This window comes from Chromobacterium haemolyticum (genome assembly GCF_009936155.1).
Taxonomy (GTDB): Bacteria; Pseudomonadota; Gammaproteobacteria; order Burkholderiales; family Chromobacteriaceae; genus Chromobacterium; species Chromobacterium haemolyticum.
In genome coordinates, this window is record NZ_AP019312.1 from 3,222,918 (window position 1) to 3,246,881 (window position 23,964).

18 protein-coding genes and 12 tRNA genes are annotated in these 23,964 nt (G+C 63.2%); 23 read left to right on the forward strand and 7 right to left on the reverse strand.

All coding sequences use genetic code 11. From position 1 onward, the window contains the following. Positions 1-323: 323 nt before the first annotated feature. The 6 genes from GYH29_RS14695 (at position 324) to GYH29_RS14720 (ending at position 7,111) form a co-directional block, all read left to right on the forward strand. Entirely contained in the window at positions 324-740 is a 417-nt protein-coding gene (locus GYH29_RS14695; protein ID WP_019100337.1) for a hypothetical protein, read from the forward strand. A 254-nt stretch (positions 741-994) separates the two neighbouring features. Next, positions 995-1,969, forward strand: coding sequence for an ABC transporter substrate-binding protein (locus GYH29_RS14700; RefSeq protein WP_081576264.1), 975 nt, complete (start codon positions 995-997; stop codon positions 1,967-1,969). A 17-nt stretch (positions 1,970-1,986) separates the two neighbouring features. Further along, complete coding sequence (locus GYH29_RS14705; RefSeq protein WP_019101663.1) at positions 1,987-2,817, forward strand: ABC transporter permease; 831 nt, start codon at positions 1,987-1,989, stop codon at positions 2,815-2,817. A gap of 296 nt (positions 2,818-3,113) precedes the next feature. Continuing rightward, positions 3,114-3,905: an ABC transporter ATP-binding protein gene (locus GYH29_RS14710; protein WP_043590041.1), complete on the forward strand. Its 792-nt coding sequence runs from the start codon at positions 3,114-3,116 to the stop codon at positions 3,903-3,905. Positions 3,906-3,932: 27 nt separating this feature from the next. After that, entirely contained in the window at positions 3,933-5,771 is a 1,839-nt protein-coding gene (locus GYH29_RS14715; protein WP_019101661.1) for an ATP-binding protein, read from the forward strand. Continuing rightward, positions 5,768-7,111, forward strand: a complete 1,344-nt coding sequence (locus tag GYH29_RS14720; protein ID WP_161524024.1) for a sigma-54-dependent transcriptional regulator — start codon at positions 5,768-5,770, stop codon at positions 7,109-7,111. The genes GYH29_RS14715 and GYH29_RS14720 overlap by 4 nt, the downstream gene beginning before the upstream one ends. Positions 7,112-7,144: 33 nt before the next feature. Here GYH29_RS14720 and GYH29_RS14725 read toward each other — a convergent pair whose 3' ends face one another. The 3 genes from GYH29_RS14725 to GYH29_RS14735 all read right to left on the reverse strand — a co-directional run bounded on the left by GYH29_RS14725 (position 7,145) and on the right by GYH29_RS14735 (position 11,168). Then, positions 7,145-7,816 carry a DUF6348 family protein gene (locus GYH29_RS14725; protein ID WP_161524025.1) on the reverse strand — a complete coding sequence of 224 codons (672 nt, stop codon included), beginning with the start codon at positions 7,814-7,816 and terminating at the stop codon, positions 7,145-7,147. Between the two features lie 154 nt (positions 7,817-7,970). Further along, complete coding sequence (locus GYH29_RS14730) at positions 7,971-9,740, reverse strand: ABC transporter transmembrane domain-containing protein (protein WP_161524026.1); 1,770 nt, start codon at positions 9,738-9,740, stop codon at positions 7,971-7,973. Positions 9,741-9,866: 126 nt separating this feature from the next. Next, complete coding sequence (locus GYH29_RS14735; protein WP_161524027.1) at positions 9,867-11,168, reverse strand: OmpP1/FadL family transporter; 1,302 nt, start codon at positions 11,166-11,168, stop codon at positions 9,867-9,869. Positions 11,169-11,414: 246 nt separating this feature from the next. Between GYH29_RS14735 and GYH29_RS14740 the strand changes: the two genes are divergently transcribed. From GYH29_RS14740 to GYH29_RS14750, 3 genes are all read left to right on the forward strand, one after another. After that, the gene (locus GYH29_RS14740; RefSeq protein ID WP_039755071.1) at positions 11,415-11,972 is read left to right on the forward strand and encodes a peptidylprolyl isomerase; all 558 of its coding nucleotides are present in this window, start codon (positions 11,415-11,417) and stop codon (positions 11,970-11,972) included. Between the two features lie 66 nt (positions 11,973-12,038). Further along, positions 12,039-12,530, forward strand: a complete 492-nt coding sequence (locus tag GYH29_RS14745) for a peptidylprolyl isomerase (RefSeq protein WP_019101655.1) — start codon at positions 12,039-12,041, stop codon at positions 12,528-12,530. 70 nt (positions 12,531-12,600) lie between these two features. Continuing rightward, the gene (locus GYH29_RS14750) at positions 12,601-13,317 is read left to right on the forward strand and encodes a UDP-2,3-diacylglucosamine diphosphatase (RefSeq protein ID WP_019101654.1); all 717 of its coding nucleotides are present in this window, start codon (positions 12,601-12,603) and stop codon (positions 13,315-13,317) included. 84 nt (positions 13,318-13,401) lie between these two features. Here GYH29_RS14750 and tilS read toward each other — a convergent pair whose 3' ends face one another. Together tilS and GYH29_RS14760 are read right to left on the reverse strand one after the other, a co-directional pair. Further along, entirely contained in the window at positions 13,402-14,658 is a 1,257-nt protein-coding gene (tilS, locus tag GYH29_RS14755) for a tRNA lysidine(34) synthetase TilS (RefSeq protein WP_232060403.1), read from the reverse strand. Between the two features lie 61 nt (positions 14,659-14,719). Further along, positions 14,720-15,685 carry an acetyl-CoA carboxylase carboxyltransferase subunit alpha gene (locus GYH29_RS14760; RefSeq protein WP_019101652.1) on the reverse strand — a complete coding sequence of 322 codons (966 nt, stop codon included), beginning with the start codon at positions 15,683-15,685 and terminating at the stop codon, positions 14,720-14,722. 218 nt (positions 15,686-15,903) lie between these two features. Between GYH29_RS14760 and GYH29_RS14765 the strand changes: the two genes are divergently transcribed. The 14 genes from GYH29_RS14765 to GYH29_RS14830 all read left to right on the forward strand — a co-directional run bounded on the left by GYH29_RS14765 (position 15,904) and on the right by GYH29_RS14830 (position 20,453). Beyond that, positions 15,904-15,979 (forward strand) — tRNA-Val (locus GYH29_RS14765). A gap of 13 nt (positions 15,980-15,992) precedes the next feature. Continuing rightward, positions 15,993-16,069, forward strand: a tRNA-Asp gene (locus GYH29_RS14770). 26 nt (positions 16,070-16,095) lie between these two features. Further along, positions 16,096-16,171 (forward strand) — tRNA-Val (locus GYH29_RS14775). 13 nt (positions 16,172-16,184) lie between these two features. Beyond that, positions 16,185-16,261 (forward strand) — tRNA-Asp (locus GYH29_RS14780). A 26-nt stretch (positions 16,262-16,287) separates the two neighbouring features. Then, a tRNA-Val gene (locus GYH29_RS14785) sits at positions 16,288-16,363 on the forward strand. Positions 16,364-16,376: 13 nt separating this feature from the next. Then, positions 16,377-16,453 (forward strand) — tRNA-Asp (locus GYH29_RS14790). 26 nt (positions 16,454-16,479) lie between these two features. Further along, positions 16,480-16,555: transfer RNA gene (locus tag GYH29_RS14795), tRNA-Val, on the forward strand. Positions 16,556-16,568: 13 nt separating this feature from the next. Further along, positions 16,569-16,645 (forward strand) — tRNA-Asp (locus tag GYH29_RS14800). Between the two features lie 26 nt (positions 16,646-16,671). Next, positions 16,672-16,747, forward strand: a tRNA-Val gene (locus GYH29_RS14805). Positions 16,748-16,760: 13 nt separating this feature from the next. Next, positions 16,761-16,837 (forward strand) — tRNA-Asp (locus tag GYH29_RS14810). 42 nt (positions 16,838-16,879) lie between these two features. Beyond that, positions 16,880-16,956 (forward strand) — tRNA-Val (locus GYH29_RS14815). A gap of 7 nt (positions 16,957-16,963) precedes the next feature. Next, a tRNA-Asp gene (locus GYH29_RS14820) sits at positions 16,964-17,040 on the forward strand. Between the two features lie 188 nt (positions 17,041-17,228). Next, the gene (locus GYH29_RS14825) at positions 17,229-18,791 is read left to right on the forward strand and encodes a FecR domain-containing protein (protein WP_081576147.1); all 1,563 of its coding nucleotides are present in this window, start codon (positions 17,229-17,231) and stop codon (positions 18,789-18,791) included. Positions 18,792-18,800: 9 nt separating this feature from the next. Further along, the gene (locus GYH29_RS14830; protein ID WP_019101666.1) at positions 18,801-20,453 is read left to right on the forward strand and encodes a CHASE2 domain-containing protein; all 1,653 of its coding nucleotides are present in this window, start codon (positions 18,801-18,803) and stop codon (positions 20,451-20,453) included. 49 nt (positions 20,454-20,502) lie between these two features. On the opposite strand, the gene GYH29_RS14835 is transcribed toward GYH29_RS14830, so the two are convergent. Both GYH29_RS14835 and GYH29_RS14840 read right to left on the reverse strand, forming a co-directional pair. Then, complete coding sequence (locus GYH29_RS14835) at positions 20,503-23,145, reverse strand: TonB-dependent receptor plug domain-containing protein (RefSeq protein ID WP_161524028.1); 2,643 nt, start codon at positions 23,143-23,145, stop codon at positions 20,503-20,505. A gap of 302 nt (positions 23,146-23,447) precedes the next feature. After that, complete coding sequence (locus tag GYH29_RS14840; protein ID WP_019101668.1) at positions 23,448-23,939, reverse strand: disulfide bond formation protein B; 492 nt, start codon at positions 23,937-23,939, stop codon at positions 23,448-23,450. Positions 23,940-23,964 lie beyond the last annotated feature (25 nt).

The window sequence follows — 23,964 nt, forward strand, 5'->3', positions numbered from 1 at the left end:
CTCGGACCTGACCGGGGGATGCGACTTTGCGCCGTTGGCGGCCGATGCCGCCGCCTTGACCCCCTCATCCCCGCTAGGCACAATCGCAAACGCGCCGCCCTAACCGGCAGCGCCCAGATTGGAGTCTGGCCCCGCCGCCTCGGACCCAGCGCCGCAAACGCTTGGTCCGTGCCCTTGCACCATCCGTCATGCCTACAACGGGCAGGCCATGGTGGGAGGGTGCTCGCACCCGCCGGTCCGTGGCGCCGGAACTCCAATCCTGCCATGCGCCTGCCATGAGCCTGCCGCCTCGCCGGCAGCCTTGAATCAACAGGAGAGCGCGCATGTCCGTCAAATACCCAAGCCGTCGCCATTACCGCCCCAACCTCAAACCGGTTCCCTATCAGGAGCTGCCCTTCGCCGCGCGTTTGCCGGGCTGTCCGCGCGTGCATTGCTGGCAAGTGCCGCCAGCCGACGACTATCGCCAGGCCTATCTGCTGGGGCGCGAATACGCCGGCCACTTCATCCAATACGTGCAGGACAATCCCGATGTCCCAAGACACATGCTGCTGGCGCGCATCGCAGGCGATGTCGACTTCTCGGTGGAAGGCCCCGAGCAGGGTTACTGGGCCGGTTTCTTCGCCCTGATCGAACAAGTGCTGATCCTCCCTATCGATATCTTCGGCTACATCGACCGCATCCAGCTTAGGGAGGAAACACTGCACCGGTCGATGAGAAAACAGCCGACAGATATTGAATAACTGCATTTTTTCTCCGGCAAGCCCTGAGCCGGTTTTGGCACAAGCAAGGCCGGCACAGGCCGAATCCGGCCACGCCCCGCCAACACAATCCATTAAAATCAACAGCTTGAGCAAAAAACATCCTGGCACGCGCTTTGCCTAATAAGAACCACTACAAAGCAGCGCACCGCATCGCCGCGCCAAAAAATGCAAACGTCGTATAAATAAAAGGTCGCCGCGCCCCGCCCGGCCCCTATCCACAAAGGAGAAACACCATGCAACGCATCCGAACCTGGCTCTGTCTCGCCGCCCTGGGCGGCGGCCTCTCGCTGCCCGCCCTCGCCGCCGACGTGGTGAGACTGGGCAACCTCAAGTTCGCCCATTACGGCGCCATCAGCTACATGAAGGAAATCGCGCCCAAATACGACCTGAAGATTGAAGAACGCATGTTCGCCAAAGGCATCGACATCATGCCCGCCATCGTGGCCGGCGAAGTGGACGTCGCCGCCAGCGCGGCGGACGCGGCGGTGGCCGGCCGCGCCGGCGGCGCGCCGATTTTCGCGGTGGCCGGCTTCGCCAAGGGCGGCGCGCGCATCGTGGCGGCCAAAGACAGCGGCATCAAGAGCGTCAAGGACCTGAAGGGCAAGAAGGTGGGCGTGGCGCGCGGCGGCGCGCAGGAGTTGCTGCTGGCGGCGGAGCTGGCCAAGTACAAGCTTAGCTGGTCCGACAAGCCGGGCAAGGATGTGCAGGTGATTTACATGCCTTTCGCCGACCTGAACCAGGCTTTGATGGGCAAGCAGATCGACGCGATGAGCCAGTCCGAGCCGCAATCGTCCCAGGCCATCAACAAGGGTTTCGGCGTGGAAGTGCTAAAGCCCTACGACACCCCGCTGGGCGAGCCCATTCGCACCCTGGTGATGACGGAGAAGATGTACAAGGAACGCCGCGGCGTGGCGGAGCGCCTGATCAAATGTTTCGTGGAGGCCACCAACACCTTCATCAAAAATCCCAAGCTGGCGGAAAAATACGTGCGTGAGAACATGTTCAAGAACCAGATCAGCGCCGACGACTTCCAAGACGCCATTTCCAACTCCCCGTACAGCTACGATCTGAGCGTGGCCCACATCCAGACCACCACCGACATGATGCAGCAGTACGGCATCGGCAAGATGGTCAAGCCGCCCAAAGCGGCGGACTGGGTGAAACTGGACTTGCTGAGCAAGGCCAAGCAGGACCTCAAGGTTAATTGACGGCGGCGGGAGCAATCATGCAGCAGACTGTGTTTTCCCGGCTGGGCCAAGCCTGGTCCAGCCTGGCGGTGCCCATCGCCATCGTGTTGATCTGGCAGGCCAGTTCCAGCCTGGGTTGGATCAACCCGCAAATCCTGCCCTCGCCGCTGGCGGTGTTGCAGAAGTGGCTGGCTTACTGGCAGCCGCTGGAAGCCTACGACCCCTCGTCCGGCGCCTACTTGTCCTGGCTGCTGTCCGGCGAACTGATCCACGACGTGGCGGCCAGCCTGTGGCGTGTGGTGCTGGGCTTCGCGCTGGGCGGCGGCCTGGGCTTGCTGCTGGGGCTGTTCATGGGCGTCAGCGACCCGGTGTACCGGGCGTTCAACCCCTTGATCCAGTTCCTGCGGCCGATTCCGCCCATCGCCTGGACCCCGCTGTCCATTCTGTGGTTTGGCCTGGGCAACCCGCCGGCGGTGTTCCTCATCACTATCGGGGCTTTCTTCCCCATCCTGATGAACACCATCTCCGGCGTGCGCAATGTGGACGGCATCTATATCCGCGCCGCGCGCAACCTGGGCGCCAGCCGCGCCACCCTGTTCCGCCGGGTGATCCTGCCTGCAGCAACGCCCTTCATCTTCACCGGCGCGCGCGTGGGCATGGGCACCGCCTTCATCGTAGTGATCGTGGCGGAGATGATCGCCGTGAACAGCGGCGTCGGCTACCGCATCATGGAAGCGCGCGAGTATTTCTGGACCGACAAGGTCATCGCCGGCATGGTCACGATTGGCATTCTCGGGCTGTTGATCGACATGCTGATGCAGGGCTTGAACAACCGCTTGCTGAAGTGGCATCGCGGCATCGACCAATAAGAACCTGTTTACGATCTGCTGCGCGTCGGCGATACGGCGTTGAAAACGAGTTCAAAATGCTCATGTACCACTCGTACATTCCGCTTTTTCGCTCGTTTTCGCCTTGCCTCGCCCTAGCTCGCGGGATCGTAAACACGTTCTAAGAACCGCTAACAACACCCCTGATCCTGCGTTGCGCCTCCTTGTCGTACCACTGGTACGACCTGCGTCGGCGCGCCTTGGCCCAGGTTCGCTGCTCGGTTTTGTTAGCGGCGCCAAACACACCGCCGCGCTGCGCGGCATGGAAGGATGAAGGCATGAGCGCCCAGATCGAAGTGCAACAGGTGCAAAAAGTATTCAAGACGCCGGGCGGCGACGTGATCGCCCTGCGGGACATCCAGCTGGACATCCAGCCCGGCGAGTTCGTCTGCCTGCTGGGCCCCTCCGGCTGCGGCAAATCCACCTTGCTCAATGCCATCGCCGGCTTCGCGCCGCCCAGCGGCGGCGAGATCCTGGTGGCCGGCCAACGCGTCGCCGCGCCGGGACCGGACCGCGGCATGGTATTCCAGGAATACGCGCTGTTCCCGTGGATGACGGTGGAACAGAACATCGGCTTTGGCCTGGAAATCCAGAAGCGCGGTCCGGCCGAGATTCGCGCCGCCGTGGAGCCGCTGCTGGACAAGCTGCACCTGCGCGATTTCCGTCACCGCTTCCCCAAGGACCTGTCCGGCGGCATGCGCCAGCGGGTGGCCATCGCGCGGGTGTTGGCGCTGGATTCGCCGGTGATGCTGATGGACGAACCCTTCGGCGCGCTGGACGCGCTGACGCGGCGTTCCTTGCAGGACGAGTTGCTGCGCATCTGGCAGGAAAGCGGCAAGACCATCATCTTCGTCACCCACAGCATCGAGGAATCCATCTATCTGGCGGACCGGGTGGTGGTGATGACCTACCGCCCCGGCACCATCAAGCGCGACGTGCGGGTGGAGCTGCCGCGCCCGCGCGACCCCAGCGCGCCGGGTTTCAACGACCTGAAGCGGGAGCTGACCCGGCTGGTGATGGAGGAACATTCACGCCATGAAGCCGCGGAACTGCAAGCTGCGGTAGACTGAGGCATCGCCGATTCCCGATCCGCCGCCATGCTCGCACGCGCGTTGCGTTTCCTGCTGAAAAGCCTGCCTTCCCTCGTCTTGCTGGCCTTGGCGCTGGGCGGCGGCTGGGTCTTGGCCAGCCGCATGCTGTTGACCGAAGCGGAGCGCGAGGGCCGGCATCGGGCGGAGATGCACGCCGCCAATCTAGGCGCCACGCTGGAGCAGTACCGCTACCTACCCTATGTGCTGGCGCTGAACCAGGACATCCTCAACCTGCTGGCGGACCCGCGCAACCCGCGGCGGGTGGAGGCGCTGAACCGCTATCTGGAGCAAGTGAACCGGCAGTCGCGCACCTCGGCGCTGTTCATCGTCAACGTGGACGGCATCGCGCTGGCGTCCAGCAACTGGATGTCGCCGTACAGCTTCGTCGGCAACAGCTACGCCTTCCGCCCCTATTTCCAACAAGCGCTGGCCGGCCAGTCCGGCAGTTTTTACGGCATAGGCAGCACCAGCCGCGAGCCAGGTTATTTCCTGTCCTGGCCGGTGTTGTCCGGCCGCCGCGTCGTGGGCGTGGCGGTGGTCAAAGTCAGCTTGGCGCCGCTGGAAGAAGCCTGGCGCAAAGGCGCCGAGCCGGTTCTGGTCAGCGACCGGCACGGCGTGGCCTTTCTCAGCGCCAATCCGGACTGGAAATTCGCCACCTTGCAACCGCTGCCGCCGACAGTCCGTCGCCAGATTGACGCCACTCGTCAATACCTGGGCGCCAAACTGCATCCCTTCGCGCTGCTGCAACCCCACACAGGCTGGCGTCAGCAGGCCTGGCTGGCGCCGGACAGCGAACGCAAACTGCTGGCGGGCCGCTACCTTCAAATCCGCCAGACCTTGCCGCAAACCGGCTGGACACTGACCTTGCTGGTGGACATGCACGGCCGCAACCTCACCCTGCTGGCCATCATGAGCACGCTGCTGGCCAGCGGACTGGGCCTGCTGACGCTGTGGCACTACTGGCGGCTGAGGCTGCGCCGGCTGCGCGAGCAACTGGCGGCGCAACAGGCCCTGCAACAAGCGCACGACCAGTTGGAGCGCAAGGTGGCGGAGCGAACCCGCGACCTGGCGCTGAGCAACACTCAGTTGTCGGCGGAGATCCGCGAGCGCATCCAGACCGAAAACAGCCTGCGCATTACCCGCGGCCAGCTGGCCGAAGCCAGCAAGCTGGCCGCGCTGGGCCAAATGGCCGCCGGGGTGGCGCATGAGATCAACCAGCCTCTGGCGGCGCTGCGCGCCTTCGCCGACAACGCGGTGACCCTGCTGCAACGCGGACGCCCGGACGCCGCCAGCGATAATCTGGGTCAGATTTCCCAACTCGTGGAGCGCATCGCCCACATCACCCGGGATCTGAAAACCTTTGCCCGCCGCCACCGCGGCCCGCTGGGCCAGACCAATCCGCTCTCCGCGCTGCAAGACACGCTAACGCTGCTGCAGCCGGCGCTGCGCGAAGCCCGGGTCGCGCTGGATCTGGACCTTCCTCCGCGCTGCCCTGACATCGCCTGCGACGCCATCGGCCTGGAACAGGTGTTCACCAATCTGCTGGGCAACGCCATAGACGCGATGCGGCCCCAGCCGCAAGGCCGGCTGGAGATCAGCCTGCTGCATAAAGCGGGCATGCTGGAATTCCGTCTGCGCGACCACGGCCCCGGCATCGCCGACGCCGATTTGCCTCACCTGTTCGAGCCCTTCTACAGCACCAAGCCGCGCGGCCAGGGCCTGGGACTGGGGCTGGCCATCGTGCAGGAGATCGTCGAGCAGTCCGGCGGACGCATCGAAGCCGGCAACCATCCGGAAGGCGGCGCCTGCTTCATCATCAACTGGCCTTGCGAGTCCACGCCATGACGCCCACCCTCAGCGCCCCCGTGGGCGTGATTTATGTTGAAGACGACCCGGCCGTGCGCATGGCCACGCTGCAATCGCTGGAGTTGGCCGGCCTGCCGGTGCAATCCTTCGCCGATGCCGAAAGCGCGCTGGCCGCGCTAAGGCGGGACGAGCGCGCGGTGCTGCTCAGCGATGTCCGCCTGCCGGGACTCAGCGGCCTGGAACTGATGGAGCAGGCGCTGAGCCTGGACCGGGAACTGCCGGTCATCCTGGTCACCGGCCACGGCGACATCGCAATGGCGGTGTCGGCCACCCGCGCCGGCGCCTACGACTTCATCGAGAAGCCCTATGCGCCGGGCCGCTTGACCGAGACGGTGCAGCGCGCGCTGGACAAACGCCGGCTAACGCTGGAAAACCGCGAACTGCGCGCCAGCCTGGCGCGCAGCAGCGGGCCGGTATTGATAGGCCGCAGCCCGGCAATGCAGGCGCTGCGCGAAACGCTGGCCAATATCGCCGACACCGACGCCGATGTGCTGATTCACGGCGAAACCGGCACCGGCAAAGAAATGGTGGCGCAGGCGCTGCACGCCTGGAGCCGCCGCCGCGAGCGTCATTTCGTGCCGCTGAACTGCGCCGGCCTGCCGGAATCCATTTTCGAGAGCGAGATTTTCGGCCACGAGGCCGGGGCCTTCACCGGCGCGCTCAAGCGCCGCATCGGCAAGATAGAGTACGCCAGCGGCGGCACCCTCTTCCTCGACGAAATCGAAGGCATGCCGCTGGCCCTGCAAGCGAAACTCTTGCGGGTGCTGCAACAGCGTGTGGTGGAAAGGCTGGGCTCCAACAGCCTGATCCCGGTGGACTGCCGGGTGGTGGCCGCCACCAAGGACGATCTGGCCCTGGCCAGCCGGGAACGGCGCTTCCGCGAAGACCTTTACTACCGGCTCAACGTGGTGTCGCTGCGGCTGCCGCCGCTGCGTGAGCGGCGCGAGGACATTCCGGATTTGTTCCAGTGGTTTGTGGAGCAGGCGGCGGCGCGCTTCGACCGCCCGGCGCCAGACACGCCGCCGGCCTTATTGGGGCGCCTACAAGCACAGACTTGGCCGGGCAATGTGCGCGAGCTGCGCAACGCGGCGGAACGCTATGTGCTGGGCGTGGCGCCGGACGGCGGCAAACCGGCGGCCTACGCGCCCAGCGCGCTGGACGCGAGGGTGGACGCCTACGAGAAACAATTGATCGAACAGGCGCTGCTGCGCACCCAGGGCCAAGTGATGCAGGCGGCCGAACTACTGGGCATTCCACGCAAGACGCTGTACAACAAGTTCGCCAAGCACGGCATAGACCCGGATGGCTACCGCGCCTGAGAACGTGTTCACGATCTGCACTCCGCAGCCGCCTCACACCGCCCGCAGCAGCATGAAATGGCGCAGGCTGTAATAACCCTGTGCCGTCGGCCACGGCAGCGCGCCCAACAGGCTCAGGCCCGCTTCCCAGCGCTGATTGTCCAACAGCGCCTCGGAGACGAACTCGCCGTTCAGATTGCAGAAGAACAGCCGGGACCAATGCGCGTCGCCCCCCAGCGTTTCCGCTCGCAGCGCGGTGGTTGCCTGGCGGAACAGCGCCTCGAACAAAGACTGCTCCAGCCGCTCGGCGGTGCCGCGCAAACCGAAGTTGCCAATGTAGGCCATATATTCTCGGCCGGCGATTTCCCAGCGTCGTTCAGTGACCTGGGCCTCGTCGGCGATGCCCCATAGGCCGGCCAACAGCACGTGCAGCACGTTGGCGCTGAAGTTTTCCAGAGCGTCGTTCAGCCCTTCCTGTCCAGCGCCCAGACCCGCGAAGCTTTCCATCATGCGGATATCGTTGTCCAACAGCACATGGACATCCAGCCGACCATTGTTCTCCCCCGGCGTCCAATGAGCGCCGATAGCCGGCAACTGGCCGTGCGGCAACAACCAGCCGTTAGCTTCCTGACAAGGCAAGCCGTGAGCAGCCAATATTTGCGCCAGCAGCGGCGTAGGGTTCAGGGCGGTTTGGGCTTCCGGAGTGTGGGCAGACAAGATGATCATCCTTTTGATTCTTTGCGAGGCCGGCAGTGTACCACCGCCCGCCTCGATGCCCGCTAGCGAAAACGCGGACAGGTCCCACCTTTTGTGCGCATGAGCGTTTTGAGTGGGCTTTCAACGCCGTATCGCCGCAGCGCAGCAAACTTTGAACCGGCTCTCAAGCATCGCCGCCAGCGGCGAACTGCAAAGCCGCCAGCCGCGCGTACAAGGGAGAGCCGGCCAACAGGCTCTGATGGTTGCCCTCCGCCACGATGCGGCCCTGGTCCAGCACCACGATGCGGTCCGCCTGCTTGACCGTAGCCAGCCGGTGAGCGATCACCAGGGTGGTGCGATTTTGAGCGGCCCGTTCCAGCGCCTGTTGCACCAATTGTTCCGATTCAGCGTCCAAGGCGCTGGTGGCTTCGTCCAGCAGCAACAAAGGCGGATTCTTCAGAATGGCGCGGGCGATGGCGATGCGCTGGCGCTGGCCGCCGGACAAACGCACGCCGCGTTCGCCCAGATAGGTGTCGTAGCCCTGCGGCAGCTTTTCGATGAAGCCGTCCGCGGCGGCAGCGCGGGCCGCGGCCCGCACTTCCTCATCGCTGGCCTCCGGTTTGCCGTAGCGGATGTTCTCCAAGGCGCTGGCGCCGAAAATCACCGAATCCTGCAACACCACGCCCACATGACCGCGCAAATCGGCAAACGACAGTTCGCGCACATCCACGCCACCCAGCAATACCTGTCCCTGCTGAGGATCGTAAAACCGCAGCAAGAGCTGAAACAAGGTGGACTTGCCCGCGCCGGACGGGCCCACCAGCGCCACATGCTCGCCGGGGCGTACGCTAAGCCGGACGCCGCTGAGCGAAGGCTGACCAGGGCGGGACGGGTAGGCGAAATCGACATCGCGCAGCTTTAGGCCGGCGGGCCCGGGCGGCAGAGCCCGCGGCGCGGCCGGCTCCGTCACCGGCGAACGCAGGGACAACAGTTCCATCAGCCGCTCGGTGGCGCCGGCCGCCCGCTGCATATCCCCCCACACTTCCGCCAGCGCGCCGATGGCGCCGGCGGTGACCACCGCGTACAAGATGAATTGCCCCAGCTGGCCGGCGCTCATCGTGCCCTCAAGCACCGCGTGCGCGCCCAGCCATAGAACGAAAACAATGGCGCCGAAGATCAGGAGAATCACCGCCACGGTCAGCCAGGAGCGGGCGCGGATTCGCGCCAGCGCGGCGTCGAAGCTGGTTTCCACCGATTCCCCGAAGCGCCGGCTTTCCCGCGCCTGCTGATTGAAAGCCTGCACCGTCGGAATCGCATTCAGGGTTTCGCCGGCGATGGCGCTGGAATCCGCGATGCGGTCCTGACTGGAGCGGGACAAGGTCCGCACCCTGCGCCCGAAGACCACGATGGGCAAGACCACCAGCAAGAGCGTCACCAGGATGTAAGCGGTCAGGCTGGGGCTGGTGGCCATCAACATGGCCAGGCCGCCCAACATCAGCAAGGCGTTGCGCAGACCCATGGACAGGCTGGTGCCGATCACCGTCTGCACCAGAGTGGTGTCGGTGGTCAGCCGGGACAACACCTCGCCGGTCTGGGTGACTTCAAAGTATTCCGGGCTAACCCGGATCACATGTTGGTACACCGCTCGACGGATGTCGGCGGTGACGCGCTCGCCCAGCCAGGACACGCAATAAAAGCGCAGGGCGGTGGCCAGCGCCAACACCGTCGCCACGCCAAACAGGCCGAGGAAATAGCGGTTGATATCCGCCGCCGCGCGCTGGCTGAAGCCGTGGTCGATCAGGAAGCGAAAAGCCACCGGCAGCAGCAAGGTGGCGGCGGCGGCCACGATCAGGGCCAGCAAGGCCAGCCAGGCGCGCAGCCGGTACGGACGCAAATAGGGCAGCAAGCCGGCCAGCGGGCTCAGCCGCAGCCATGGGGAAGATGCAACGGGCATGAGGAGAGACGCTCCATGAAGCACAGCGCCCTACTCTAGCCTGCCGTTGAGCAAACCGCACCCCCGGACATGAAAAAACCGCCGCGGGCGAAGCCGGCGGCGGCGGGAAAGTCGGGCTTTCCTGGATCAGAACTTGTACTGCATCTGCACGCCCAGCAGGTGGCCGCGGATGGAGCTGTAAGAACCTTGCAGCGTGTCGCCGTTGCCCAACGGGCTCTTGGCGGTGTGATTGATCTCGCGATCGCCGACGCCCATCAGATAGGTGTAGCCGGCGTCCACGGTCAGCTGCTTGCTGGCCTTGTAGCTGGCGCCCAGGCTCAGCCAGACGCGATCGGTGTCCGGAATCAGCGGGTTGCGGTAGCTGGAGTTGCGCACCGGGCTGGTTTCATAACCCACGCCGCTGCGCAGGGTCAGCTGATCGTTGTAATTGTAGTCGGCGCCCACCGAGAACAGCCAGCTGGCCTTCCAGTGATTGTCGATGACGGTATCGGCCAGCGGATTGCCCTTGATCACCAGCTGGTCGAAGCGGCTCCAGTTGGTCCAGCGCGCGGTGGCGCTCAGCGCCCACTTACTGTTCAGGCGGCTGTAGCCGGACAGCAGCAGCGATTCCGGCGTGGTAACGTCGGCACCGCCGGCGTAAGTGCCGTCAATGCGAAACTTCGGCTGCAATGCCGGCGGAACCCCGATCAACGGGGCATTGTTGAAGCCAGATGCCTTGTAATCGCCGCGCGCCTTGTGGTTCAGCTTGGAGCGATAGGACAGGCCGACTCGGTTGTCCTGATTGAACGCGTACATCAGGCCCAGATTGTAGCCGTAGGCCCAGCTGTCGGCGTCGATCTCGCCGGTGGCGCCCTGGAAAAACGCGCCCTGCTTCAGATCGGCCTTGGCGTATTGAGCCGACACGCCGGCGCCGAAGCTCCATTTGTCGTCCAACTTGTAAGCGAAGGACGGGTTGAAGTCCACGGTCATGATGGAACTGGAAATGCCGTGGTTGCGGCCCACCCAGTTATCGTCATAGCTGGCGCCGAGGCCGAAGGGCACGGTGATGCCCAGGCCCAGGCGCGCGCGGTCGTTCAACTGATGCACCAGATAGGCGTTGGGGATCACCTCGGCCTTGGCGCGGCCGTTGTCGCTGCCCTGGCGCGCGGCCGGGAAACCGCCCTTGCCTTCGAACGGCGCGTCGATTTCGGCGTAAGTGAAACCGCCCTGCACCTGGGTGCCTTCAATCAGGGTCATGCCGGCCGGGTTGTAGAATACGGCGGACAGATCGTCGCCCACCATGCCGGCGCCGGCGTGGGCGCGGCCCAAGCCTGTCACGCTCTGCTCGGACAATTGGAAGCCGGCTGCGTGAGCCAGCGGCGCGGCGGCCAGAAGGCCTGCCGCCAGTGCGGGAATAAGGCGAACGGAGGAAGGTGCGAATGCTTTCATTTTTTTATATCTACCCCGGCGGCGGCTGCCGCCTTTGTTATTGGAAACCGCGCTTGCGCGCGGAGGTTATGCTATTTAAATAGATAGCGATCACACAATTTTTAGGGAGTGGAGTCTAAATACTATTTTTTAAAAAAACAAGAAGACCACAACACGCAAAAAGCATAAGCAGACCGCGCCATGCGCTGAATCAAAAGGCTGTGCTAATATTGGCGGCTCCTCATAACCCTGTTGAATAAAGCAACCATGAAACGAATGCTGAGCATGCTGGCGTTGAGCGCGCTGCCCGCCGTGGCCCTGGCCTCGCCGACAGTGGAAATGATCACAAACAAGGGCAATATCGAGATTGCGCTGGACTCGGTCAAAGCGCCCAAGACCGTGGAAAACTTCGTCGCCTACGCCAAGGCCGGCCACTACAACGGCACCGTGTTCCACCGCGTGATCGACGGCTTCATGATCCAGGGCGGTGGCTTCGACACCAAGCTGAATCAAAAGCCCACCCGCGCCGCCATCGCCAACGAGGCGAGCAACGGTCTGAAGAACGGCATCGGCACCATCGCCATGGCCCGCACCGCGGACCCGAATTCCGCCACCGCCCAGTTCTTCATCAACGTGGCCAACAACGACTTCCTCGACTATAAATCCCCGACGCCCCAAGGCGCCGGCTATGCCGTGTTCGGCAAGGTGACCCGCGGCATGGACGTGGTCAACCGCATCGCCAAGACCCGCACCGGCAGCATGAACGGCATGGGCGACGTGCCGTTCGAGCCCATCGTGATCCAGAAAGTCACCATCAAGCCTTAAGCTTTTCTGCCACCTATTTCATACCGGCAGGCCGCTACCCGCCCTGCCCGTCATCAAGGAAACACCATGATCAAACTGACCACCAACTTCGGCGCCATCGTACTGGAACTGTTCGCCGACAAAGCCCCGAAAACCGCCGCCAACTTTGAAGAGTACGTAAAGAGCGGCCATTACGACGGCACCATCTTCCATCGCGTGATCAACGGCTTCATGATCCAGGGCGGCGGCTTCACCGCCGACATGTCGCAAAAGCCGACCAACGCGCCAATCGAGAACGAGGCCAACAACGGCCTGTCCAACAAGACCTACACCGTGGCCATGGCCCGCACCATGGACCCGCACTCGGCATCCGCCCAGTTCTTCATTAACGTGTCCGACAACGACTTCCTGGATTTCAAATCGGAAAGCGCCCAAGGCTGGGGCTACGCCGTGTTTGGACAGGTTGTGGAAGGCCAGGACGTGGTGGACAGCATCAAGGCGGTGCGCACCGGTCGCAGCGGCCCGCATCAGGACGTGCCGGCCGAAGCCGTGGTGATCGAGAAAGCCGAAATCATTTGATTAGCAGACGCCGCGCAACGCGCGGCGCTCCCCGCCCGGCCGGCCGGGCTTCAACTCATCCGCACGCGACATGGCCATTCACTTCATTTCCGACCTGCACCTGGCGGACGACACTCCGGCGCTGAACCGCTTGTTTCTGGACACGCTGCAAGCCTGGCAAGGCCGGATCGACGCGCTCTACATCCTGGGCGATCTGTTCGAATACTGGGTGGGCGACGACGACGATTCGCCGTTTCTGGAAACGCCGCTGGCCGCGATGCGCGCCTTCGCCGCCATCACGCCGCTGTATGTGATGCATGGCAACCGCGACTTCCTGCTGGGCGAGGGCTTCTGTCAACGCAGCGGCGCGCGGCTGCTGAACGATCCCACCTTGATTGAAACCCATGGCCGTCGCTGCCTGCTCAGCCACGGCGACGCGCTGTGCACCGGCGACATCGCCTACCAGCAATTTCGGGCCGTCAGCCGCAACCCTCAGTGGCAGCAGGCGATGCTGGCTCGGCCGCTGGCCGAGCGCCACGCGATCGCTCGCCAAGCGCGTCAGCAAAGCGAAATGGCCAAACGGCAAAACGGGCTGACTGAGATTTCGGACGTCGCCGCCGACGCCGTCGAAGCGCTGCTGGCCGAGCACGACTGGCCAACGCTGATCCACGGCCACACCCACCGCCCTGCAACCCACCGGCATGGAGAGTCCGAGCGCTGGGTGATCCAGGATTGGCATGGCGATCAGGGCGGCTATCTGCGGCTGGACGATGAGGGCATCGTCAGCCTGCCGCTGAGCGCCGCCTAAAAACCTGTTCAAAGTCTGGTCCGCGTCGAGGGACAAGACATTGCAAATGCAAAACGCCCGCCTAATCGGCAGGCGTTTTTCGCATCAGCGCGGCGCCGTCGGCAGCGGCCGCCACTGCGGCCACCAGCCCGGCTCGGTGGCTAATTCAGAATCCACCGCCACGCCGGGCAGCGCCAGCACGCGCCCGTCGGCGTCGCACAGCAGCGGCCAGCGCTCGCGCAAGGGCGGCGCAATGCCGGCCTCCTGCAAAAAACTCTTCACAGGCTTGCGCCCAACTCCTGACGCCAAGCGCTCGCCGCCCTCGCGCGGCCTCAGGATCAAGCCTCGCGCCAATGTGTCCGCCGACAGGCCGCGCGGCCGCCAATCCCAACTCAGCGCCCCGCCCCACTCCGCCGACACGCGCTCCGTCGCCGGGTCCACCGGTCCAAGCGCCACGGCTCCCGGAGCCGGCAGCGCCGACAAGGCGAACAGTCCATCGCGGTAACGGTACAGCAAGCCCCGCGCCAGACTAAGCCGCGGACAACTGCCGGCGCCGGCCTCCAGCGCCTGGCGCTGAAACTCCGCCAGCGCATCCGGCTCCGGGGCCGGCCAACCCAAACCGCGCAACCAGGCCAAGAGCGTCTGGCGCTGCCTAGCCGCGGACAAAGCGCGCCAGCGAATCAAATCCAGACCACCGTCATTGCGACAAACGACCAGATCCTGCGCCGCCACCTCGTCCAACACCGCGGCGGCGTCCGACAGCAAGCCGGCCGAGCGCGTCAGATGACGACGATAATCCGGAACCGCCGCCTCCAGTTGCGGCAGCAAACGCTGGCGTAGAAAATTACGCCGCCAGCGCTCGTCCCGATTGCTCTCGTCCTCAACCCAGCTCAAGCCCTGAGCCCGGACAAAGTCCTCCAGCTGCCGCCTGCGCAAGCCCAGCAAGGGCCGCCACAACCAGGGGCCCTCCGCCTCCAGCTTGCGCAAGGCCGGCATCGCCGCCAAGGCGCGCGCGCCGCCGCCGCGCAGCAATTGCAGCAGCACGGTTTCCGCCTGGTCGTCCAGATGATGCGCCAAGACCACCACGCCGGCGGCGGAGCGCCGGTACGCTTGATAGCGGGCCTCGCGGGCCACCGCCTCCAGGCTATCGCCGCCGCTCAAGACCACACTCACCCGCTCCACCCGCAAAGGCGCGTCCAATGTCGCGCACAAGACGCGACAATGTTCGGCCCAGGCGTCTGCGTTTGGACTCAAACCATGGTGCACGTGCACCGCGCGGATCTCCAACTCGGGACGGCGCGCGCGCGCGCGGCAGAGCAAGGCCAGCAGCGCCACTGAATCCAGGCCTCCGCTCAAACCCACCTCAAAAGCACATTGGCCGGACAATTCGTCCGGCCAATGGCTTAACAGTGATTCAAGCGGGTCAGGCTGCGGCTTCCTTGAAGCGGCCATAACTCATCAGTCTGTCGAAACGGGTTTTCAGCAACTCGTCGATCGGCTTGCTGGTCAAGTCTTTCAACTCTTCCTGCAGCACTCGCTTCAGCGTCGCCATCATTTGAGCGTGATCGCGATGCGCGCCGCCCACCGGCTCGTTGACCACACGATCGATCAAACCCAAGGTCTTCAAACGCGGCGCGGTAATGCCCAGAGCCTCCGCGGCGTCGGACGCGCGTTCGGCGGTCTTCCACAAGATAGAAGCGCAGCCTTCAGGCGAAATCACCGAATAAGTAGCGTATTGCAGCATGTTGACGCAATCGCCCACCGCGATGGCCAAAGCGCCGCCCGAACCGCCCTCGCCTATCACCGTGACGATGACGGGCACGCGCAAGCGGGTCATTTCATAGAGGTTGCGGCCAATGGCTTCGGATTGGCCGCGCTCTTCCGCGCCAATGCCGGGCCACGCGCCGGTAGTGTCCACCAAGGTGATTACCGGGATGCCGAACTTCTCGGCCAGCTTCATCAGGCGCAGGGCCTTTCGATAGCCTTCCGGGTGAGGCATGCCGAAATTGCGGCGGATCTTTTCCTTGGTGTCCCGGCCTTTCTGCTGGCCGATCACCATTACCGACTGGCCGTTGAAACGAGCCAGACCGCCCACGATCGCGGCATCATCGGCAAACGCGCGGTCGCCGTGCAGCTCTTCGAAGTCGGTGAAAATACTCTCTATATAGTCGAGCGCGTAAGGGCGCTGCGGATGGCGCGCCACCATGGCAATTTGAGACGGCGTCAGCTTGGCGTAGAGCGTCTTGGTCAAGTCCTGACTCTTCTTCTGCAAGCGCGCGATCTCCTCGGAGATATCCAGCACCGAATCGTCCTGAACATAGCGAAGTTCTTCTATTTTGTTCTCGAGCTCGGCAATAGGCTGCTCAAAATCGAGAAAGGTCGGCTTCATTCTTAACGTCATCCGATAAATAGCTAATGGCGGCATGATACCTTAGCGACAAAGTCGGCGTCACCTTTCTGTCTGACAAAAACATTAAATTTTGGAGCTTTTATTCGAAATTACCGTTGCTTGCAAAAATTTGCTGACAGACCACTTGCGCAAGCTTAAACCCTGTGTTTTAATTCGCCTCCTCGCTGAAACGCAAACGCAGCAGCGAAAAGGATTCAGGGCGTTTAGCTCAGTTGGTAGAGCGTCTGCCTTACAAGCAGAATGTCGGCGGTTCGACTCCGTCAACGCCCACCAAGGTTTTACGGTTGGAGTGGTAGTTCAGTTGGTTAGAATACCGGCCTGTCACGCCGGGGGTCGCGGGTTCGAGTCCCGTCCACTCCGCCAACAGTATTGAAGCAGTACCCGGATTCGGGCGTTTAGCTCAGTTGGTAGAGCGTCTGCCTTACAAGCAGAATGTCGGCGGTTCGACTCCGTCAACGCCCACCAAGGTTTTACGGTTGGAGTGGTAGTTCAGTTGGTTAGAATACCGGCCTGTCACGCCGGGGGTCGCGGGTTCGAGTCCCGTCCACTCCGCCAGCAGCATTGAAGCAGTACCCGGATTCGGGCGTTTAGCTCAGTTGGTAGAGCGTCTGCCTTACAAGCAGAATGTCGGCGGTTCGACTCCGTCAACGCCCACCAAGGTTTTACGGTTGGAGTGGTAGTTCAGTTGGTTAGAATACCGGCCTGTCACGCCGGGGGTCGCGGGTTCGAGTCCCGTCCACTCCGCCAACAGCATTGAAGCAGTACCCGGATTCGGGCGTTTAGCTCAGTTGGTAGAGCGTCTGCCTTACAAGCAGAATGTCGGCGGTTCGACTCCGTCAACGCCCACCAAGGTTTTACGGTTGGAGTGGTAGTTCAGTTGGTTAGAATACCGGCCTGTCACGCCGGGGGTCGCGGGTTCGAGTCCCGTCCACTCCGCCAACAGCATTGAAGCAGTACCCGGATTCGGGCGTTTAGCTCAGTTGGTAGAGCGTCTGCCTTACAAGCAGAATGTCGGCGGTTCGACTCCGTCAACGCCCACCAAGGTTTTACGGTTGGAGTGGTAGTTCAGTTGGTTAGAATACCGGCCTGTCACGCCGGGGGTCGCGGGTTCGAGTCCCGTCCACTCCGCCAACAGCATTGCATAGCAGTACCCGGAAACGGTGCAACAGTTTCGGGCGGTTAGTCTCAGTTGGTAGAGCACTGCCTTCACACGGCAGGGGTCGCTGGTTCGAGTCCAGTACCGCCCACCAAATTGCTGGAGTGGTAGTTCAGTTGGTTAGAATACCGGCCTGTCACGCCGGGGGTCGCGGGTTCGAGTCCCGTCCACTCCGCCAAGCATTGCGAAGAAGCAGCCTTTAGGCTGCTTTTTTGCATTTTGCGTCGCATATTTCAAGCAAGCATTCGCTTATCTCCCAATTTAGGACAAACAACTACCATTCTATTGCTTATCAGCTTGCAATGCGTCTAGGCTACGGTGATACTTTTGGTTGACTTTCTGCATTCCATATAAAGAGATTCAACTATGCGCAATTTAATCCTGGCGACTGGCTGCTTCGCCAGCACGCTGGCTTTGGCAGGCGATCCCGCCGACAAGGCTATCTGGGAATATACGGTCAAAAACGGCGACAATCTGTGGTCGCTGGCGGCCGAGCATTTGTCGTCTCCCGCTTATGTGCCGAAGCTGCAAGCCAGAAATCGCATCGCCAATCCTTATCGGCTGATCCCCGGCAGCACCTTGCGGGTCCCCTACCCGTGGATCAAGCAAGCGCAATCCGACGCCACGCTGGAAGAAATGTCCGGAGAGTCGGCTGCTGTCGACGCCAAGGGTAAACTGTTGGAACTGGCGGTGGGCAAAAAATACCCCAAAGGCACCCGCTTCACGACCGGAAACGACGCAATGATCAAACTGCGCTTCGTCGACGGCTCTTCGCTGGTGATCAACGCCAACACGGATTTAAGCCTGCAAACCCAGGTCTACTATCCCAGCACCGGGGCAATCCAGTCTCAGATCAAGTTGAACAACGGCAGCACTGGCAATTCGGTGATTCCCAACATACTGATGCCCAGCCGCTACGAGATCCGCACCCCATCGGCGGTGACCACCGTGCGCGGCACCGAATTCCGGGTTAACGCCTCCGGCGGCGAAGATACCTTGGCGGAAGTACTCAAAGGCAGCGTGGAAGTCAAAGGCCGTCGCAGCAAGGTGGACGTGCCCGCCGGCTTCGGCACTCTGTCCAGCCGCAAAAACGGCCCCAGCCAGCCAGAGGAGCTGCCGCCTCCGCCCGACCTATCCACCGTGGCGGAAAACAGCCAATTCAACCCGCCGCCGCTGGAGTGGCAGCGCGACGAGCGCGCAATGTCCTATCGCGTCACGCTGAGCGGCAAGAAACGCTTGGCCGAGCGCCAGTTGCAAACCCCTCGCTACTATCCGCGCCTACCGGGCAACGGCGATTACGTACTGAAAGTCCGAGCCAAGAACCGCTCCGGCCTGGAAGGCTACGACAGCACGCGCAGCTTCAAGCTGCAAGCCTACCCGCTTCCGCCGCTGCTGTTCACGCGCGCGGACGGCGCGCAGCTGCGGGGCAAATCCCTACCCCTGCGGGTGGACGCCAGCCCGGAACGGCCGCTGCGGCTGCAGATTTCGCGCCAACCTGATTTCGCCCAGCCGCTGCTGGAACAGACCTTGACCGAGGCCGAGTTTAAAGCCGAATTGCCTGAGTCCGGCATCTGGTACTGGCGGCTGGCGCGACTGGACTCACAAGGCCAACCGGGACCTTTCTCCGCCGCGCAAAAAGTGGAATCCAAGGGGTGGCTTAGCCGCCTGGACAACACCACGCCGGTACTGGCGGCCCGCCCCTATCCCGTCGCGCGCGCGCGCTACACGCTGACGCTGACCCAGGCCCAAGCCGCAAACGCAAACACGCCCCCGTTCTCTCTGAGCAGCGATCGCCCACAATGGGAGCTGAAAGCGCTGGAAGCCTTGCCTGCCGGGCAATACAAAGCGACTGTCAAGGTGGAAGGTGAACACGGTTACTTGGCGACTGAGGAGCAAGAAATGCTCACTCTCCCCGGAAAACTTCCCTAGAATGGCAACATGCTAACTCACTATCGCGACAAGGTTCTGCGCTTGTTGCCTTTTTTGCTGGCCCTGCTGGCGGCTCTGCTGACCCTCTCCGGTCTTCTGCTGCGGCTGGACTTCTGGCTGTACGACGGGCTGATCCGGCTCAAGTCCAACCATAACCAGACCAGCGACATCGTCGTCGTCGCGGTGGACGAGCGCAGCCTGTCTGAACTGGGGCGCTGGCCTTGGCCGCGCGAGTATCACGCCCAACTGGTGGACAAGCTGGCGCAGGCTAAAGCCGTGGGCTTGGACATCGTCTTGGCTGAGCCCTCGCACAATATGCCGGAGTCGGATCAAGCGCTGGCCGATGCCATTCGCCGCAACGGTAAAGTCATCAGTCCGGTGTTTCCCGAAATGCAGGGCAACCGTCTGACCGAAACCCGCCCCTTGCCAGGCATCGCCGCCGCCAGCGCCGGCCTGGGCCACACCGACTACGAGCTGGACAGCGACGGCGTTATACGCCGCGTCTACCTGAAAGCGGGACTGGGCTCGCCTCATCACCCCAATTTCGCGCAGGCCGTACTGGACCTGGCTCATGGCCGACGCCAATCCGACCAGCAAAAGCTGGGGCTGCCTCACGGCAATCCTGACAGCTGGCTGCGCGAAGACCCTGTAATGGTGCCTTATCTGACAGGCTCCCCGCCATTCCAGCAGGTATCCTATATCGACGCGCTCAATCAACTGCCACCGTCCTTCTTTGCCGGCAAGATCGTCCTGGTGGGCGCCACCGCCACCGGCCTGGGCGACATCCACGCCACGCCTCTGTCGGCCAACAACCGCGGCATGCCGGGTGTGGAAATCAACGCCTTCCTGCTCTACGGCTTACAGCAGGACAACACCCCCGTGCCACTACCTCTGGGATGGAAGGCCCTTATCAACGCGCTGGCCATCTTGCTGCTAGACCTGCTGCTCTGCCGCTACAAACACCGCCAAGGCATTCTGCCGGCCTATCTGCTGGCCTCCTGTGGCGTGCTGGTGCTCAGCGTCTTGCTGCTGACGCTGGCTTCGGTTTTCTGGAGCGGCGTCACCACCGCCATCCTGCTGTGGCTGGCCGGCAGCGTCCGCTTCGTGTCGCGGCAATCCAAGCTTTTGTTGCAAGCCAACACCGACGGCCTCACCGGACTTTACAACCGCCGGCACTTCGACGAGATCCTGGCGCCGACGCTGGACAAACACCGCGCCGCCGGAAAAACCCTGGCGCTCTTGATCCTGGACGTGGACAACTTCAAAGGTTACAACGACCACTACGGCCATTACGCCGGCGATCTGATCCTGCAACGGCTGGCGCAAGAGCTGAACGCCTACTTCAGCACCCGTCGCCACATCGTGGCGCGGCTGGGCGGAGAAGAATTCGGCGTGCTGCTGGAAGAATGCGGCCAGGACCAAGCGGTGGCCGCAGCGGAAGGCTTCCGCGCACGACTGGAAGAGCTGGAGCTGCCTCATTTGAAGAGCCCCCTACGCAAAGTCACTTGCAGCATTGGCGTCGCCGCCCGGGTACCGGAAACGGATGACAACGGCCGCACTTTCTATGAAGACGCCGATAGCGCGCTCTACATCGCCAAACGCTCAGGCCGCAACGCGGTCAGCCCCGCCCCCGATACCTTGACGCCGCAGCACCTGCGCTAACCTCGCTCCGACGGCCTCGCTTCGCCATGCCCGCGGCCTATGCGCCCTCCTAGAATACGTAACGGCCGGACAGGTACAACATCCTCCCCCATAGATCGGTGGCGGGGCCGGAGTAAGCGGCCGCCCCGCCGCTGAAGCCGGCGCCGGTGGCGTAACTGGGCATCCGGTTACCCAGATTGCGTATGCCGCCACTGACGCTGAAGCCCTTGCTCGGCTTCAGGCCGAAATTGATATCCAGCGCGGTGTAGGACCCCACCCTCTCCTTCACGTCCCCGGCATTGCGGTACAGCTGGGAGTACAGGTTCTTGAAAGACGCGTAGCTGCGCGCCGTCAGCCCCAAAGAATAGCTGCCCCGGCTGTAACTCACTTCAAAGACGTTTTTCCAGCGCGGCTGCGCGCCGTAGTCGGCGTACTCCAGCATCGGATCGGTCTCGGTCTGCGATTCCCGGTAGCTGAAGATGCGGCTTTGCGCGTTGCGGAACTTGAGCTTGCCGTAAGCGCCCAGCGACCAGTCGTACTGCACATCAATGTCGACGCCGGAAGTCCGGGTCTTGCCAATATTCATGTACGGCGCGGAAATGTAGTCGATGTCCCCCCTTACGCCGGGAAGATCGACGGGCTTGCGCGCCACGAAGCCGGGAAAACGATCCGGATTGTCCAGCACGTATTGCGGGTCCAGCGACTGCACGGTGTTGGACACCTCGATCCGGTACCAATCCACGGTGGCCGACAGCGCCGGAGTCGGCTGCAGCACCAGGCCCAGCGCGTAGTTCCGCGACTCCTCCGGATTCAGCCCCGGGTTGCCGCCGCTGCGCAGCTGATTGCTGGCCAGGCCGCAGCATTCGCGGGCGATGCCGCGGTCGGCGCACTGCGCGTAGTCGTACACCGAAGTGTAGGCCTGGCGCGACGCGTACAGCTGAGGCAGCGTCGGCGCCTTGAAACCGGTGGTGACGGAGCCCCGCAGCATCGCCGGCTCCCAGGGGCGGAAGGAAAAAGCCAGCTTGGGGTTGAAGGTGTCGCCGAAATCGTTGTAGCGATCGGCGCGCAGCGCCAGCTGGACCTCCAGATTCTTCAACACCGGCAAATTGACTTCGCTGAAAGCGGACAGCACCGAGCGGCTGGCCCGCAGACTCTGCTGGACGGCGAAATTCATGATCTTGCCGGTTTGCAGCAGCGGGTCCGGCTGCGCGTCTATCGACTCATGCGACCACTGCAGACCGGCGGCGAAGCCGGCGGGGCCGGCCGGCAACCTGAACCACTCCTCATTGCTGGCCTTGAATTCAAACGCCGACAAACGCGACGAGGACGTGTTGGCGATGGTGGCCAGATACGGCCGCAGCGCGGCGGCGTCGTTATGCTGCGAGAACGGGTTATAGAGCGGCCCGCCGTCGGTGCCGTTCCGCAACATGGCGAGGAAAGCGTCGTTCAACACCACATTGTTCTGCCTCGCCTCCACCTTGTTCAAGCCCAGGTTCAACGAGCTCTCCAAGTCCCAGTCGCGCCACAAGGCGCGTCCGCCCAGCACCGCGCGATACGTGTCGCTGGTGATCTCGTTGAGCCGCCGGCCGCTCTCCGACAGATTGCGGGTGATCTGCAGATTGTCGGTGGGCTTGAAATCCGGGTAGACCGAGGCCAGGCCGCCGTCCCGCGGATACACCGCCCAGCCCGGGCCGACTATGGTCTGGACGAAGGAATAGCCGCCATCCAGCGGCGTCTCGGTGCGGTTCAGCCCCAGTTCGGCGAAGAACTCCGCGTCGCCGCTCAAACGCCGGGTGTAATGGGCCGTCAAGCCGTAACGGCTGGTGCGCGGCGACAGCTGCGTGCCCAGCTCGTCGACATCGGACACGCACAACGCAGCTCCGCTGGGCCGGGTGGTCAGCCTCCACGGCGGGCAGCCGGGCAAGGGCTTGGCCAGCGCATTGCTTCTGTCGGCGTTGGGCGTGCGGTCGTTCCAATAGCCCCATTGCGCGCCGCTGCGCAGATCCGGCCCGCCCTGAAAACGATAATCATTGCTGCGGGTGGCGTCGTGGTTGCGGCTGAACACCGGCTCGCGGTGGTAGACGTCGAAAGACAGCAGCAGGTTCTGCCCGTCCTGTTCCAGATCGCCGAAGCCGCCGCTCAGATTCAGCCCATGCTCGATGCCGTCTCCATCCAGATTGCCGCCGCCGCGCAAGGTCGCCTCGGCGCCCCGGAAGTTGCGCCGGGTCTTGAAGTTGATCACGCCAGCCACCGCGTCGGAACCGTAAATGGCCGATGCGCCGTCCCGCAGAATCTCCACCGATTCGATCATCGACAGCGGCAAGGTGTTCAGATCGACGAAAGCGTCGGTGCCGCTGATGAACATCGCGTAATTGGGCAAGCGACGGCCGTTCAGCAATACCAGCACATACTTGGAGCTCATGCCGCGCAGGCCGGCGGTGGCCGCGCCGGCGGCAAAGCTGTTGGAGTTGGTGCCGGCCAGCAAGCTGCCCACCGACGGCAGCCGGTCCAGCAACTGGATCACGGTGGACGCGCCGGTCTTGTCGATATCCTCTTTCTTGATCACCTCGACCGCCAGAGCCTTTTCCTTGCCGATGCGCTTGATATTGGAGCCGGTCACCGTCACCCGCTCCAGCGGGACGGCCTCCTCCGCCCAAGCGCCCATGCCCAAGCCCATACCCGCCGCGGCAACCGCCAGATAGCTGCGTTTCATCTCCTTCCCCCCTTAGTAGTGCGCTCGCCGGTCGCGGCGCGCGCCCCTAAGCTGCCGCAGCGGGCGCTACCAAAGAGATTGGCGGCGGTCGCCGGCCCCCTTCCCAAGGCCGGAAAACCACACATCCATTTAAAATCAACATCTTAAATAAATTTCAGCTGTGGCGATAAAAGCACAGGCGCGCCTGCCGACCGCACGATTTCCGATGTCGGCATTATTATTTACATCTTAAGCATGCAATAAGATCATGGCCCAAAGAAAAAGGCCGCCCAAGGCGGCCTTCGCTGCGCGGCAATCCGGCGTCAGGCCGATTTGCGCGCCAGCAGCCAGCCGGCAAAGCCGATCACGCCGACAAAGAACACCGCCACCCAGAACGGCATCGCCATTCCCAGGAAGGTCCAGTCCACGGAGGCGCACTCGCCGCTGCCCTTCAGCACCTTGGAAATCACCTCCGTCAACGGCGAGGACTCCATCAAGAACTCCAGGCCCGGACCGCAGGCCGGCACCTGATCCGCCGGCAGGTGTTGCAGCCACAGTTGGCGCAGCGACACCGACAGGCCGCCCAAAGCGGCCAGAATCGTCAAACCGCCCCAGGCCCTGACGCCGCAACGGCCGGGGTTGACCAAAGCCGCCACCAAGGCGACCACGCCGGCGGCGATCACGCCGATGCGCTGGAAGATGCACAGCGGGCAAGGCTCCAGGCCCAACTGGTATTGCGCGAACAATGCAAAACCCATCGCGCCGGCGCAGGCGGCGGCGATCAGCAGAAAACCTTGTCGGTTGCTCAAGCCCATATCTTCCTCAATGTTTGGCGGTAAA